The sequence below is a fragment of the Maricaulis maris MCS10 genome (genome assembly GCF_000014745.1).
GTDB classification, from domain to species: domain Bacteria; phylum Pseudomonadota; class Alphaproteobacteria; order Caulobacterales; family Maricaulaceae; genus Maricaulis; species Maricaulis maris_A.
The window spans coordinates 3,224,648-3,238,555 of sequence record NC_008347.1; the positions used below are offsets into that span (position 1 = coordinate 3,224,648).

At 62.4% G+C, this 13,908-nt stretch carries 15 protein-coding genes; 9 read left to right on the forward strand and 6 right to left on the reverse strand.

Annotation, left to right across the window (positions count from 1 at the left end; all coding sequences use genetic code 11):
* The first annotated feature begins 88 nt into the window (after positions 1-88).
* Entirely contained in the window at positions 89-634 is a 546-nt protein-coding gene (locus tag MMAR10_RS15155) for a DsrE family protein (RefSeq protein ID WP_011644867.1), read from the forward strand.
* Positions 635-642: 8 nt separating this feature from the next.
* Here the strand turns inward: MMAR10_RS15155 and MMAR10_RS15160 are convergent, their stop codons facing one another.
* A complete protein-coding gene (locus MMAR10_RS15160; protein ID WP_011644868.1) occupies positions 643-1,917 on the reverse strand; it encodes a UbiH/UbiF/VisC/COQ6 family ubiquinone biosynthesis hydroxylase in 1,275 nt (424 codons plus the stop codon).
* Between the two features lie 107 nt (positions 1,918-2,024).
* Here MMAR10_RS15160 and MMAR10_RS15165 point away from each other — a divergent pair, with 107 nt between their 5' ends.
* The 5 genes from MMAR10_RS15165 (at position 2,025) to xth (ending at position 7,946) form a co-directional block, all read left to right on the forward strand.
* Positions 2,025-4,451 carry a DNA translocase FtsK gene (locus MMAR10_RS15165; RefSeq protein ID WP_011644869.1) on the forward strand — a complete coding sequence of 809 codons (2,427 nt, stop codon included), beginning with the start codon at positions 2,025-2,027 and terminating at the stop codon, positions 4,449-4,451.
* 103 nt (positions 4,452-4,554) lie between these two features.
* Positions 4,555-5,421: an SMP-30/gluconolactonase/LRE family protein gene (locus tag MMAR10_RS15170; RefSeq protein ID WP_011644870.1), complete on the forward strand. Its 867-nt coding sequence runs from the start codon at positions 4,555-4,557 to the stop codon at positions 5,419-5,421.
* Between the two features lie 91 nt (positions 5,422-5,512).
* Positions 5,513-6,178: a LolA family protein gene (locus MMAR10_RS15175; RefSeq protein WP_011644871.1), complete on the forward strand. Its 666-nt coding sequence runs from the start codon at positions 5,513-5,515 to the stop codon at positions 6,176-6,178.
* Positions 6,179-6,499: 321 nt separating this feature from the next.
* Positions 6,500-7,108, forward strand: coding sequence for a hypothetical protein (locus MMAR10_RS15180; RefSeq protein ID WP_011644872.1), 609 nt, complete (start codon positions 6,500-6,502; stop codon positions 7,106-7,108).
* 25 nt (positions 7,109-7,133) lie between these two features.
* Positions 7,134-7,946, forward strand: coding sequence for an exodeoxyribonuclease III (xth, locus tag MMAR10_RS15185; protein ID WP_011644873.1), 813 nt, complete (start codon positions 7,134-7,136; stop codon positions 7,944-7,946).
* Here xth and MMAR10_RS15190 read toward each other — a convergent pair.
* A complete protein-coding gene (locus MMAR10_RS15190; RefSeq protein ID WP_190273938.1) occupies positions 7,943-8,533 on the reverse strand; it encodes a DUF922 domain-containing Zn-dependent protease in 591 nt (196 codons plus the stop codon). The two genes, xth and MMAR10_RS15190, sit on opposite strands and share 4 nt — an antisense overlap.
* Positions 8,534-8,580: 47 nt before the next feature.
* Positions 8,581-9,267, reverse strand: a complete 687-nt coding sequence (locus tag MMAR10_RS15195; protein WP_041637067.1) for a response regulator transcription factor — start codon at positions 9,265-9,267, stop codon at positions 8,581-8,583.
* Positions 9,268-9,519: 252 nt separating this feature from the next.
* On the opposite strand from MMAR10_RS15195, the gene MMAR10_RS15200 reads away from it, so the two are divergent.
* A complete protein-coding gene (locus MMAR10_RS15200) occupies positions 9,520-10,032 on the forward strand; it encodes a L,D-transpeptidase family protein (protein WP_011644876.1) in 513 nt (170 codons plus the stop codon).
* Here MMAR10_RS15200 and MMAR10_RS15205 read toward each other — a convergent pair whose 3' ends face one another.
* Positions 10,033-10,710: a YggS family pyridoxal phosphate-dependent enzyme gene (locus MMAR10_RS15205; RefSeq protein ID WP_011644877.1), complete on the reverse strand. Its 678-nt coding sequence runs from the start codon at positions 10,708-10,710 to the stop codon at positions 10,033-10,035.
* Here MMAR10_RS15205 and MMAR10_RS15210 point away from each other — a divergent pair.
* Positions 10,709-11,344 (forward strand): thiamine phosphate synthase, encoded by a 636-nt coding sequence (locus tag MMAR10_RS15210; protein WP_049755770.1) that lies wholly within the window; start codon positions 10,709-10,711, stop codon positions 11,342-11,344. The genes MMAR10_RS15205 and MMAR10_RS15210 overlap by 2 nt on opposite strands.
* Here MMAR10_RS15210 and MMAR10_RS15215 read toward each other — a convergent pair.
* Complete coding sequence (locus tag MMAR10_RS15215; RefSeq protein ID WP_011644879.1) at positions 11,316-11,747, reverse strand: NtrZ family periplasmic regulatory protein; 432 nt, start codon at positions 11,745-11,747, stop codon at positions 11,316-11,318. The genes MMAR10_RS15210 and MMAR10_RS15215 overlap by 29 nt on opposite strands.
* Before the next feature lie 104 nt (positions 11,748-11,851).
* On the reverse strand, positions 11,852-13,120 hold the full coding sequence (locus MMAR10_RS15220; protein ID WP_011644880.1) for a hypothetical protein: 1,269 nt from the start codon (positions 13,118-13,120) through the stop codon (positions 11,852-11,854).
* A gap of 265 nt (positions 13,121-13,385) precedes the next feature.
* Here MMAR10_RS15220 and MMAR10_RS15225 point away from each other — a divergent pair, with 265 nt between their 5' ends.
* Complete coding sequence (locus MMAR10_RS15225; RefSeq protein ID WP_011644881.1) at positions 13,386-13,880, forward strand: DUF3576 domain-containing protein; 495 nt, start codon at positions 13,386-13,388, stop codon at positions 13,878-13,880.
* Positions 13,881-13,908 lie beyond the last annotated feature (28 nt).

Sequence of the window (13,908 nt, forward strand, 5' to 3'; positions counted from 1 at the left end):
AGCTGATCGCAGTGGTGCGCGAACGAACGACGACAGGCAGACGGACATTGGCTAGTCTTGGCCGGCACACGCCAGAGAGACCAGAACCATGTCGAGCCCAACTGTTTCCAATCACCGCATTTCCACGATGTTTTTCGGGGGCCTTGCCGCCCTCGCCATCAGCACCGGCGCATTTGCCGGGCCCGACGAATTCGGCCCGGGCCCGCTGATCGAGGCCTATGGCCAGATCGCGCCGGTTGACGCCGACATGATGATACCGGAAGGCGCCAGCTTTGCTGTGACCTTTGATACGGCAACACGGTCAGAGGCGGAAACTCTCAACCGGACGCTGACCAGCGCCGCGAGATTTCTCAACATGCACGTCGCCAATGGCGTGGAAGCGGGCTCGCTTCGGGTCGCCGTTGTGGTGCATGGCGGCGCTGTCCATGACGTTTCGTCAGCGACCGCGGGCGCCAATGCGGATCTGATCGCAACACTGCTTGAGCATAATGTTCGGGTTATCGTCTGCGGCCAGAGCGCATCCTATTATGACGTCGGACGCAGCGACCTGCTTCCTGGCGTCGAAATGGCTTTGTCGGCGATGACCGCTCACGCGCTGCTGCAGCAGGCCGACTATACGCTCAACCCGTTCTGAAGCCTGGATCAGGCCGCATCCAGGCGTCTGCCCTTGAGGAGCCGTGGCGGATCCCCCGTCTCGCCGCCCGCCTGGCGCATGAAGAAGCGCCGGGCCGGCCCGATCTTGTTGACCAGAGACATGCCGAGCCCGCGCAACTGGCGGACCGGCTCGATGTCGTTGGAGAACAGGCGGTTGAACAGGTCAGTACCGGCGGCCAGCGAGACGCTGTCAAATTTGCGCCAGTCCTCATAGCGGCGCAGCGTGATCAGCGCGCCGATATCAAGGCCGACCCGTTTGGCTTCGCCGGTGACTTCCGCCAGGGCGGCCGCGTCGCGTATCCCGAGATTGAAGCCCTGACCGGCCAGCGGGTGGATGCCGCGCGCTGCGTCGCCGACAAAGGCGATCCGCTCGTCACAAAAACGCTCGGAATAGCGAAGCCCGAGCGGGTAGGTGAAGCGGGCGCCTTCGGGCCGCACATCGCCGAGAAAATCACCAAACCGGTTCTCGAGTTCTTCCTGGAAGACGGCGTCCGGTGCATCCTTGAGTGCGTCTGCGATGGCGTCCGGTTCAGTCCAGACAAGGGAGGCTCGATTGTCAGGAAGTGGCAGGATGGCGAAGGGGCCCGATGGCAGGAAGTATTCATAAGCCACGCCATTATGCGGCTCTGAATGACGCACTGTTGCCACGACGCCCTTCTGACCATACTGCCAGCCGGCCGTCCGGATCGCCGCCTGTTTGCGCAAGCGCGAAAACTTGCCGTCACACGCGACCAGCAACTGGCCTGACAGGATCCGGCCATCATCGAGATAGAGTTCAACGCCGTCACCGCGGGTCTCATAGCGATCGGCCCTGGCTGGCGCGAAGACGCTAATCCCGGACTTCGATTTCAGCGCCTGGATCAGCGCAAAGCGTGAGTGCCGGTTCTCGGCCATCCAGCCGAGCGGCTCACCGTCATCGCCGTCGGAAATCTCGCGCCGGTCGAAGTGAAGACTGTGCGGCCCCGGTCCACCCGGCTTGTCGCCGCCATAAGGGCGTCCGTCGCACACCAGGATATGTTCGATCCGTTGGGTGTGAGGCCTTAGATATTCAGCGACACCAAGGGCTTCGAACATGCGCCAGGACGTATAGGCAAGCGCAGAGGCGCGGCCGTCGAACTCGGGCGCGATCTGCTCGTCCATTTCAAGCACATCGACGAGCGCTACCGTCAGGCCCGCCTGGTCCATGGCCAGCGCCAATGTCATTCCGGCCAGTCCGCCGCCGACGATCACAACATCGCCTTGATAGGATGGTGTCTGAGTCATGGGGCGCAGAATAGGCGCTTTGGGCCCGCTGAAAAGCGGCCAGAGCGTCGCAGTGCTGTTAACCTTTGTTTACCGACCGGGAAGACTTGCAGCGTTAGGAAGTAGGCATGAGCCGCAAACCTTCGACCCGCAAAGCCAAGACGCCCAAATCAGCGCCCAAGGCTGCACCGCCCTGGCGCTTGCGGCTGACTGACCTCCTGTTCGGCACCGTCATGCTGGCGACAGGCGTATTCCTGATGGCGTCCCTGTTGTCACACAATGTCCTCGACCCGAGCTGGAATGTCGCCTCGGACGGACGGATCGGCAACTGGATGGGGCGTCCGGGCGCTACGGCCAGTGACGCCCTGTTGCAGGCCCTTGGATGGGCCTCGGGCGGTCCGGCAATCGCCCTGGTCATATGGGGCGGTATCCTGATCTGGCGGACACCGCAGCAGCGGTCAGGATCCATCGGCATTTTCCGCTGGATATTCGCGGCCCTGGGAACGGCCGGATTCGCGGCCGCGGTGGCCTCACTGCCGGTTCCGCAAGCCTGGCCCCTGGCGCCCGGCCTCGGCGGCGTGATTGGCGATTTTTTCCTGGGCGCGCTCGCTTCCCTGCCGCTTGGACTTGAACTGCCCGGCGCCACAGCGCTCGCGGCCGGTTTCGCGCTATTGCTTTCAATCGCCGGTATTTTCTTCACATTCGGCCTGCGCGCCCGGGACCTGAGCGCGGCCGTGGATGTTGGCGGGTTGGCTTGGGCGACGCTGCGGGTCTGGTTTGATCGCTTGCGCGAACGTTTGACAGGTCGCTGGTCGGACGACGCCGAAACCGCATTTGACGATGACGCTGATGATGAACCCCGCAATGAACCGGTCCTGAAGCGGGCCATGCGGGCGGCGGATTCTGCACCGGCTGCGGCCGCGATGGCCCGCAATGACGAACCCGGCGCACCGAACTACAATCCCGCCGTCAAGGTCGCCCCCTCTCGCAAGTCAAAGGCATCTGATCGTGATACCCGCGAGGCCCAGGGCGCATTGCCCTTCGCCCGGAATGCCGGCTTCAAACTGCCCCGCCTCGACCTGCTCGCCAAACCGTCGGTCCGCAATGATGCCATCGATGAAATGGCACTTCGACAGAATGCTGAATTGTTGCAGGGGGTTCTGTCCGATTTCGGGGTCAAGGGCGAGATCGTCCAGGTCCGTCCGGGTCCGGTTGTGACTCTCTATGAATTTGAACCTGCGCCGGGCGTGAAATCCTCCCGCGTCATCAATCTCGCTGATGATATTGCCCGCTCGATGAGTACGATGGCGGCCCGTGTCGCGGTCGTACCGGGACGCAATGCGATCGGGATAGAACTGCCCAATCCGAAACGCGAAACGGTCTTCCTGCGGGCCCTGTTCAATTCGAAAGCCTTCGAAGATGCCAAGGCCGAGCTGCCGTTTGCGCTCGGCGAGACAATTGGTGGGGAACCCTTTGTTGCCGACCTGACCCGCATGCCCCACCTGCTGATTGCCGGTACGACCGGCTCGGGCAAATCGGTGGGCATCAATGCGATGATCCTGTCCCTGCTCTACCGGCTGCCACCGGAAGACTGCCGGATGATCATGATCGACCCCAAAATGCTGGAATTGTCGGTCTATGACGGTATCCCGCACCTTCTCTCCCCTGTGGTTACCGATCCCAAGAAGGCCGTCGTGGCATTGAAATGGGCGGTGCGGGAGATGGAGAGCCGCTATCTGCGCATGTCCAAGGTCGGGGTTCGCAATGTCGCCGGCTTCAATGAACGCGTCGCCGAAGCCCTGGAAACCGGCGAGCCACTCTCGCGGACTGTCCAGACCGGCTATGACAAGGAGAGCGGCGAACCGATCTTTGAGACCGAGACCATCGCCGCCGAGAAAATGCCCTATATCGTCGTGGTCATTGACGAAATGGCCGACCTGATGATGGTCGCCGGCAAGGAAATCGAGGGCGCCGTCCAGCGTCTGGCCCAGATGGCACGAGCCGCCGGGATCCATCTGGTCACGGCGACCCAGCGGCCGTCTGTTGATGTGATCACCGGTACCATCAAGGCCAATTTCCCGACCCGGATTTCCTACTCCGTGACCTCCAAGATCGACAGCCGCACCATTCTCGGCGAGCAGGGCGCGGAACAATTGCTGGGCATGGGCGACCTTCTCTACATGGCCTCGGGTGGCCGGGTGCGTCGACTGCACGGTCCTTTCGTGTCGGACAAGGAAGTCGAGGATGTTGCCGCCTTCCTCAAGAAGCAGGGCGCACCGGAATATCTTGAAGCGGTCACCGCGGGCGGTGATGACGATGAGGACGGCCAGTCCGGCATGGAGCTCGGGGACAGCGGCGACAGCCTGTTTGACCAGGCCGTGGCTCTCGTCGCCCGCGATCGCAAGGCATCGACTTCCTATATCCAGCGCCGCCTGCAGATTGGCTATAACCGCGCTGCCACCCTGATCGAGCAGATGGAAGAAGAGGGCATGATCGGCCCGGCCGACCATGCCGGTCGTCGCGAGATATTCCTGCCGGAGGGCGAGGGGGCCTGAGCCGGTTTGCGGCGGACGCTCCTCACTCCATCGTGAATGGCGCGGGCGTTCAGGCGCTGCAAAGGTCGCCATGCCGGGGGGCAGGACGATCGAGGGACGAATCATGAAGTTTTTCTGGCTGGCCGCCGGCCTGTCCTTGCTGGGCCCGCCGGTCCTTGCCCAGACCGCGCCACAGGCAAATGAATTGTGGCGGACCGACAATGTCGACCGGCCGGAAGCTGTCCATGTGCCTCACGGCAGCGACTGGGCCTATATCGGCAACCAGTCCGGTGCCGGTGAGGAAACCGACCCGCCCGGACAGGGTTATGTCTCCCGCCTCAACCTGGTTACCGGAGCTTGGCAGGCGCGCTGGAGCGACGGTTTCGACGACCCGCTGGGGATCGTCTCGCAGGGTGACCGCCTCTACATGGTCGATGCCGGGCGTCATGTGATCGCGCTGGATATGGACAGTGGCGATGAGCTTGATCGCTGGACCCTCGAAATCGACAATATCTTCCTCAATGACATCGCCATCGACCCTGATGGGCGCATCTGGGTGACGGACACACGCGGCGGCCGGGTGTTCGGCCTTGTGGAAGGATCCTGGCGGCTCCTGTTCGAGGGCGATCCCTTCACCGGCGCCAATGGCATCGAATTTGTCGATGGCTGGATTTATGTCGTCTGTTCCAGCGGCGTCGGCAATCTGATCCGCGTCCAGCCGGACACGCTGGCGACGACCGTCTTGCTGGAGGGCGAGGGATCGCTCGATGGAGTGGTCACCGACGGTCGCGGCGGACTGGTACTGAGCGATTTGCGCGGCCGGCTGCTTCATTGGTCCGAGACAAGCGGCCTGACCGTGCTGGACGGGTATGAGGATGAGGAGATCATGCTCAACTCGATTGGCGGCACCCCGGATGGGCGTTTTATCTTCGCACCACACTGGTCCAGCTCCCGGCTCTCGGCTTATGAAATCCACTATCCGGCTCGATAGCGGCATATGTCGTGGCGAGGACTGGCGCGGGTGAGCGGATCATGAACATCAAGGTCTTGCTCACGCCGCAATCCCGGTTCAGCTTGGCGCCATGATCACACTGCTTGCCTCCCTCGCCCTTTTGCAGGCGACCGACCCGGCGCCGCTTCAAGACGAAGCGGCCCGGGAACCCGCAGCCATCCAGCAGTCACCCGAACAGGTGCCGCTGGACCGTGAGACCGCACTGGCCGGGATCAATGCCGCGCTCAATTCCATCGACACGCTGCGCTCGCGCTTCATCCAGATCGCTCCGGACGGGTCCTCGGCCCAAGGCAATCTGGCCCTGTCACGCCCCGGCCGCCTGCGACTGGACTATGACGAACCCAACCCGCTGCGGATCATTGCCGACGGGACGACTATTGCAGTCGAGGACCGGGCGCTGGAGACGGTCGACCGGATTCCCCTGCGCTCGACACCGCTCTGGTGGTTGTTGAAGCCGGAGATCGACATCGCCGAGGACGCGGCGATTGTGTCGCTGGAGCGGGAGTTCGGATTTCTCTACCTGACGCTCCGTGATCCATCCGACGAGATGGAAGGCGAGATCATGTTCGTCTTCTCCCAATCCGATCACGCGCTCCGCGAATGGTTTGTCACCGACGCTTTGGGAGAAATCACACGGGTGAGCCTAATCGATGTGCAATCCGATGTGACCCTCAATCCGCGGATCTTTGTCATCCCGGAGCCGGAATCCCGTCGTGATTCGAGGCGTGGCCGATAGAAGGTTGCGGCTTTTTGGACACACGCAATTTCTTTCTCATTTTTTATTTGTAAAAGTTTGGTCGCTGTGGCGTTATTGTTACGCTGACTGAGAGGCAATGGATCGGCGTCGTCCCCCCGCTTGCGGATCCCCATCTCAGTCGCGCCGGATTGATCCCCTCCCGGCGCTGCGCTCACACAGACAAGCGCATGGCTTTGCGCCCGGTCTCCTCCCCCTCGAGACCGGGCGCAATTCGTTTCAGGACCACTTGTCACCGGCTATCCCCCGTTTCTCACACCTGCGCCCCTGTTGCGGCGACGGATTGAGGGTTAAATACGCGTCATGCAATTCCATGATGACCCCGACGACGCTGACTTTCCGCGCCTGCTCGAAGAAATCCCGCTCCTGTACAAGGCCAAGGCCTTTGCCGAGAGCCTGAATTCCAACTCCTGGTTCGCCCGCCTGGGTGAGCCGCTGGACGAGCGTGAAGCCTATCTGGCCCGCGCCTATCTGGATGGCCTTGGATTTCCCGATGCCGAGCCGGGCGTACTCACAGACTGGGAAGAAGCCGCCGGCGCGGCGGAAACGCTCGATCGTGATCCGGTAAGCTGGGAAGCCGAGGAGATGCTGCGCACCGGCCTCGTTTCCCGTGTGCTGGAACGCCTCGACGAAGAAGCCGTGCACGCAGCGCTGTCGATGGTGGCCCAGAAGACCGGCGACAGCGCCCGCGACATCATCGAGGACGCGGCCGCCATGGATGATGTCGAGGACATGACCCTGGTCAATGCCGCAGCCGGTGCCCTCGCCCAGGCCGCCAATGGCGCAGCCTTGGTGATTCTGGCCGAAGCCGAAGACGATCAGCCGCCCCACCCCTTCCTGGCCCGCTGGCGCCTGTTCGCCCGCGGTCGCTGGCCCGTCGGCATTGCCGGCTCGACCTACAATATTCTTTGAATTCCCACACAGACGAGACCGCGCCATGACCCTGACCCTTGCCAGCTGGAACATCAATTCCGTGCGCCTGCGCGCCGTCCCGCTCATTGCCGACTGGGTCCAGGAAGCCGATCCCGATGTCTTGTGCCTGCAGGAAATCAAATGCCTCGAGGAACAATTTCCCGAGGAGGCCTTCAGGGAAATGGGATTCAGGCATTTCCACGTGCGCGGCCAAAAGGGCATGCACGGGGTCGCGATCGCGTCAAAATATCCGCTCGAAGATCTGGGCGATGTCGAGCTGTGCCCACGAGGCGAAGCCCGCCATCAGCGGGTCGGTGTCGAGGGAATCGAGCTGCACAATTTCTACATTCCCGCCGGCGGCGACGAACCGGATCCGGCCATCAATCCGCGCTTTGCCCACAAGCTGGAATTTCTGGATCGGATCGAGCGCTATTTCGCGGGACGCGCGAGTGAGAATGCGGCCCTCGTTCTGGTCGGAGACTTCAACATTGCGCCCTATGAGCATGATGTCTGGTCGCACAAGCAATTGCTCAAAGTGGTGTCCCACACGCCTGTCGAGGTCGAGGCGCTCGAGCGGATCCGACAGGCCGGGCAATTCTCTGACGTGGCTCGTGAGCTCATTCCGATGGACGAGAAAATCTACACCTGGTGGAGCTATCGGGCGAAGGACTGGCGGGCCGCCAATCGCGGGCGCCGTCTGGACCATATCTGGGCATCGCCCGCTGCCCGTGACCGCGCCCTGGCAGGCGGCCGCGATGCCTTCCGCATATGGGAAGACGAGCGCAGCCGTGAAAAGCCGTCCGACCATGCCCCGGTCGCGCTGACCCTGGGCAGTTAGAGGCGTTCGGCCATGAAGGCCTGGAGATCGAAATCGACCTGGTCGATGCCATGGTCGGTGACACGATCATAATCTCGCTGCCAGCCCCTCAGGCGGTCATTGGCAGCATCGACCATTGATCTGACGTGCTCCTGCAAAGCCTCGCAATCAGGCTGTGGGCCGTCCTGGATGACGTCATTATACGTCTCGATCATGCCGAGGAAGGCGATCAGCGCGTGGACATTCTCGTGCACGGTCAATACGTGCATCCGGGCGTCCCAGCGCTCCCGGTCAGACCGCCGCGCCCGGTCATAACCGGTCCAGTTCGGATAGAGGATTTCGACCTCGAGCGGGATCTCCAGCAAGGTCAGTGAGCAGCCCCGGGGCGTCAGCTCGTACTGCATGTAATAACTGCCCGAGGTACGCGTCTCGGCTTCATAGCCCAGCGGGCCCGCAAAACGCATTGCCTCGACCGCGTCGCTGACCCGGCGTCCGTCAACATCATAATAACGGACCGACATGTTTACGGGCACTTGGTCGACCTGCGGCAGCTCAGGCAATTCCTGTGCTGCGGCGACCGAAAGGCCGAAGGCGGGCAAGAGGGCCAACAGGCCTGCCACAAACCGGATTCTGGCCAGACCGCGCCCCATATCCGCTAGCTCTGCAACCGGTAGCCACCGCTTTCAGTAACGAGCAGGCGTGCATGGGCGGGATCCGGTTCGATCTTCTGGCGAAGCCGATAGATATGTGTCTCCAGCGTGTGCGTTGTCACCGCCGGATTGTAACCCCACACCTCGTGCAACAATTCATCACGCGGCACGGGCTTGCCGCCGGCGCGGTACAGGTATTTGAGAATATTTGTTTCTTTCTCGGTCAGACGGACCTTTTTCTCGTCTGACGTCAGCAAGAGCTTCATCGATGGCCGGAACTCGTAGGGACCGACCTGGAAGACCGCATCCTCGCTTTGCTCGTGGCTGCGCAAATGGGCCCGGACCCGGGCCAGCAGCACCGAGAATTTGAACGGCTTGGTGACATAGTCATTGGCGCCCGATTCCAGTCCGAGAATCTGGTCGGCATCCGTATCCTGGCCTGTCAGCATCACCACTGGAGCCGTGATGCCGTTCTTGCGCATCAGGCGGCAGGCTTCCCGCCCGTCCATGTCTGGCAATTCGACATCCAGAAGGATCAGATCGGCCCGTTCGTTTCGAGCGATCGACATGCCCCCGCCTGCGGTTCCTGCGGCCAAGGTGCGAAATTCCTCATGCAGGGCGAACTGCTCGACCAGGGCTTCGCGGAGATCTTCGTCGTCATCGACGATCAGAATGGTTTTTTGAGCGTTCATGCTTTGATTGTGCCTATTTCGTTTCACAAGGCAATTCCTGCCGGGTGGCAGATTTTGCCCGGCAGGAATTGCTGGTCTGGTCATTTTTGCCCAGCCAGGCTTACCCGCCGGTCTGGTCCCGAAATTGCTTGGTTAATGGCAAGTCCGGTTGCCCGGGCAAACCTCCGTGGTGGGGGAGGCGAAGTGGACATCCGAACTCAACAGGTCCGGGTGTCCCTCGCCGACCACCGCGCCTCCGGCATTGGGTCTTCCATGGATTGGCAAGTCAGCCAGAGCGGCCACATCACCTTGTCCTCCAAGCCGGATGCCGGCACCGTACGCGCAGCGCTGGGCCGTTCGGGAGTCACGAAGGCGTCAGACAAGCGTGAAGGCGATGGTGCGACACCGCTGGGCCGCTATCCCTTGCGGCGGGTTCTTTACCGGGCCGACCGGGTCGCCGCGCCGAAAACGGCTTTACCGGTCCGACCGCTCCGTCCTGATGACGGCTGGTGCGACGCGCCCGACGACGCAGCCTACAACCGACCTGTCCGGCGCCCCTATCCGGCCTCCCATGAGGCCTTGTGGCGCGAAGACGGGCTGTACGACATCATCCTGGTACTGGGTCACAATGATGACCCGCCAATCAGGGGGGCAGGATCGGCCATTTTCCTGCACTGCAAGCGTGGCGATTATGAGCCGACAGAAGGGTGCGTCGCCCTTGATCCCGTCCATGTCCGCGCCTTGCTGGCAGAGGCCCGGCCAGGCGACTGGCTGACCATCCGCTAGCTAGACCTCGCGGTCTCCGAACAGGCCGGTCCCGATCCGAACAGATGTGGCGCCGAGGGCGACAGCAACCGGATAGTCGGCACTCATCCCCATCGATAGATGTCCGATGCCGTTATCTGCCGCCAACCTCGCCAATAGAGCAAAGTGCAGGCCCGGTGGCTGTTCGACCGGCGGGATACACATCAGTCCACTGATTTCAAAGCCGAATTCATCTCGCATGCGAGTGAGGAATGCGGGCAGCTCGGACACCAATACGCCCGCCTTCTGGGTCTCCGCGCCCGTATTCACCTGGACATATAAACGCGGCCTGCGGCCCTGGCGGTCCATTTCCCTGCGCAGGGCATCGGCCAACTTGGGCCGATCGAGGGTTTCGATCACGTCGAACAGCGCCACGGCATCGGCGGCCTTGTTGGACTGCAGGGGGCCGATCAAGCGCAATTCGAGGTCCGACCAGACCTTTCGCCGCTCACCCCAGTGTGCCATCGCTTCCTGGACACGGTTTTCACCGAAAACACGTTGGCCAGCTGCCAGGGCTGCATCTAGCCGCTCTTCAGACTGGCGTTTGGAGACTGCGACCAGTTTGATGCTGTCAGACGGTCGGCCCGCCTCGGCCGCCAGTTTGCCAATATCGGTCAGGAGCATGTCGCGTCGGGTCGCGATGTCGGGAGCATCAGTCATGAAACCGCCCTACGATGCAGTGACTGGCTTGGCAAGCGCTGCCGCGAGGGTGGGCGGCAGTCGAGCCTGCGCCCTGCCGCCCCTCCTTGCCCTGACGGATCCGCAGCGGCAGCCCGACCCGGTCAAACTGGTGGAGATGCTGCCACCGGGGTCTGCCATCATCTATCGGCATTTCGGCCATCCTGACCGCCTGGCCATCGCCCGGGCGACAGTGGCCGTCGCCAGTGAACTCGGAATCCCGGTTCTGGTGTCATCCGACCTCGACCTTGCCTATGGCAGCGCCGCCACCGGAGTGCATTGGCCGGAACGAATGCTGCCGGCCGCGGCGCGGGCCCGCGCGCGCGGGTGTCGCCTGTTGTTTTCTGGGTCAGCGCACGCGCCCATGACGCTGCTCCGGGCGAAACAGGCCGGGCTTGACGCTGTCCTGGTGTCGACCGCTTTTGCCAGTGCCAGCCCGTCAGCCGGAACAGCCATGGGCCCCCAGGCCCTTGCGGCTTGGGCACGACGGACACCGGTCCCGGTCTACGCGCTTGGTGGCATCAATCAAAAGACGGTCAACCGTCTGACAGGTTTGGGAATTTCAGGAGTAGCCGCGGTCGGTGCGATCAGAAACGCAGAGCCGACTCGAACTTGATTTCCGGCTGACGTTCTTCGTCATCACTATTGCGCACGAAAAAGCTGTCATCCGGCGACGCAAAACGCACCTGTCCGCCCAGACGGATCCGGTCGCCAAAGGTCACGAAGGCCCCGGCGCTGAGGTCATCATTGAGACGGGAATCGCTGCGGTCCTGATAACCCAGCGTCACGCCCCAGTGTTCGCCAAGTTCCAGATCGAAAGTGGTCGCTTCGTCGAGTTCCGGCGTCGGAGCCTCGGCCATTGACAGCGTAAAGGCCTCATACCAAGGCGCCACGGCCTCGCTGTCAGCCGTCACATCCTGGGCCATTGCGGTAGGCGCACAGAGGAGCACGGCCGCGGCAGCACCGGCCACGGTCGACTTTTTACCAATGATTTCAAACGGTTTTTTCCGCTCGATCATCGTACTTCTCCCTCACGCCCATCTGTTGTAGCGCAGCGTGGCACACCGACCCAACCAGATTCTGCTCAAATGATGAAAGAAGTGCGAGTCCTGTGGCGGAATTGTCAAAATCGCCAACCGAGCTCGACAAAGCCAGTCAAGGTCCGGGTTGCCTGTTGCACACGACCTGCCGGTTCAATGACCGGTTCATGCGTCACAGCAGACTGAATACCGAAAGCAACCAGCCCGCTGTCACCCACAAGACGTGAGGTTGCCGCTTGCCAGGTCCGGCCATCCGCATGAATGAAATCATCGCTGAAAGCCGCAAACTCCATCGCGGTCAGCCAGGCCCCCTGTTCCAGGCCGACCGACGCAGACCAGGCTTCAAGGTCACCATCGCTGTCGACGCCATTATTGCTGCGCCGCCAGCGGCCGCCGGCACGCCAGTCATTCCAGCGCCAGGAAAGCCCGACATCCTGACCGGACACCGGCACGAAACCGACCGCACCCTCGACACGCCCTGCCTGACTTGCGGATGTGCTCATGGACCACTCATGCTCGCCCCGGCGGACGGAATAGGTGATCGAAATTTCCGTCACATCCCTATTGATCGCGCCCGATTGGCCCGCCGGGCCGGTCAAGCGGGGACAATAGTCTATGCCGCACTGGCTGACCTCCGGCGTGAACGACAGGGCCGCGCGAACCGTTCCTACCGATGAGGCCTGGCCCAGCGCTATGGAACGAAACACCAGTTTCGGGTCATGGCCTGAATGCGGGGTTTCAGTGCGGGCCATTGCCGGGCCCGCGGCCTGGAGGTGACCACCATCGGGCCGCACGAGCCGGGCTGCCGACGGCCCGCCGACCGGATCCAGTCGGGCCGCCCCAGCTCCATAACCCAACCGCAGCTCGCCCCAGCCGGTATCTGTATAGACATAGCCATCGGAGATCATCGCCCGGCTCCGGTCTTCGGATCCGGCGCCGGCGCTATACAGACCACTGTCTGGCGCGATCGGGGCGGCCGTGGTGCCCGCCAATCCGATTGTGGCGCAATCGCCAATCCGTGGTGGGCAAGTGCCGACGCGCCCACCACTCTGGTCGCCATACAAATCACGTTCGGCGTGGCCGGTCAGGACCACCCCCCAACGCCGCCCGGTCTCAGTGAATGTTTCGAAATCAACGCCCAGCTCGATATCGGCGAGCAGATCCAGGCCACCATCAGGGGTATCGCCGGCCAACAGGACCAAGCCAATGTCACCACGCCAGCTGACGGCGCTGACATCGTCGGCGGCATAGGGATCATAATCTGGAAAATCAGTGGTTTGTGCCGATGCCGGCGGGCCCGCAAGTGTTCCGGACAGAGCCGCGAAAAGTATCGCGCTTGTAGTCCGTTTCATCGCTCGCGGTCCCGCCGATCGGCCCCGTCCCCCCGGACGTCGCGCCTTACAGGAGGCGAGCACGGCCCTCCGGTCAAGCGCCCGGAATGGGTTCAGTGCGTGTTCGCGCAAACATGTTGCAGGTTTGTCACTCCCGGTTGGGTGCCTTTCATCGCTGGCGCGCGCGAATTCGCGTGTTATACAAACCACTCTAAATCTGAGGCGCATTCGCGTCCTGCAGTTTCTCGTGCGTTTTCGCCGTCTTGTTTCGAAGGAGTCACGGCACATGTCGGACCGTCGGATTCTTGGATTGATCCTTTCTGCCGCCATTCTTGCACTTCCGGCTTGCGCCTCGCGCAATGCCGAAACGGCGGAATCATCATCGGAGTCGTCCGGATTCCGCCTGCCATCCCTTCCCAACCCGCTCGCCAGCAACCGCGTGGTTGAGCCGGAAGGCATCGGGGTGAACGGGTTCCTGTGGCGCGCCAGCCTCGATACGATCAGCTTCATGCCCCTGGCCGAGCTCGATCCGTTCGGCGGCGTCATCGTGACGGATTGGTATGCCAACCCACAAATGGCCACCGAACGCTTCAAGCTGACGGTCTACATTCTTGACACACGACTGCGAGCTGATGCGCTGGCAGTCAGTGTCTTCCGTCAGGTGCGCAGCGAAAGCGGCGAGTGGATCGATGCCGAAACCGGCGCCCAGACGGCGTACGACATCGAGAACGCGATCCTGACACGTGCTCGCCAGCTACGTATCTCGCAACTGGAAAACTAGACCGGCTGCACAGGCTGATCGCATACCG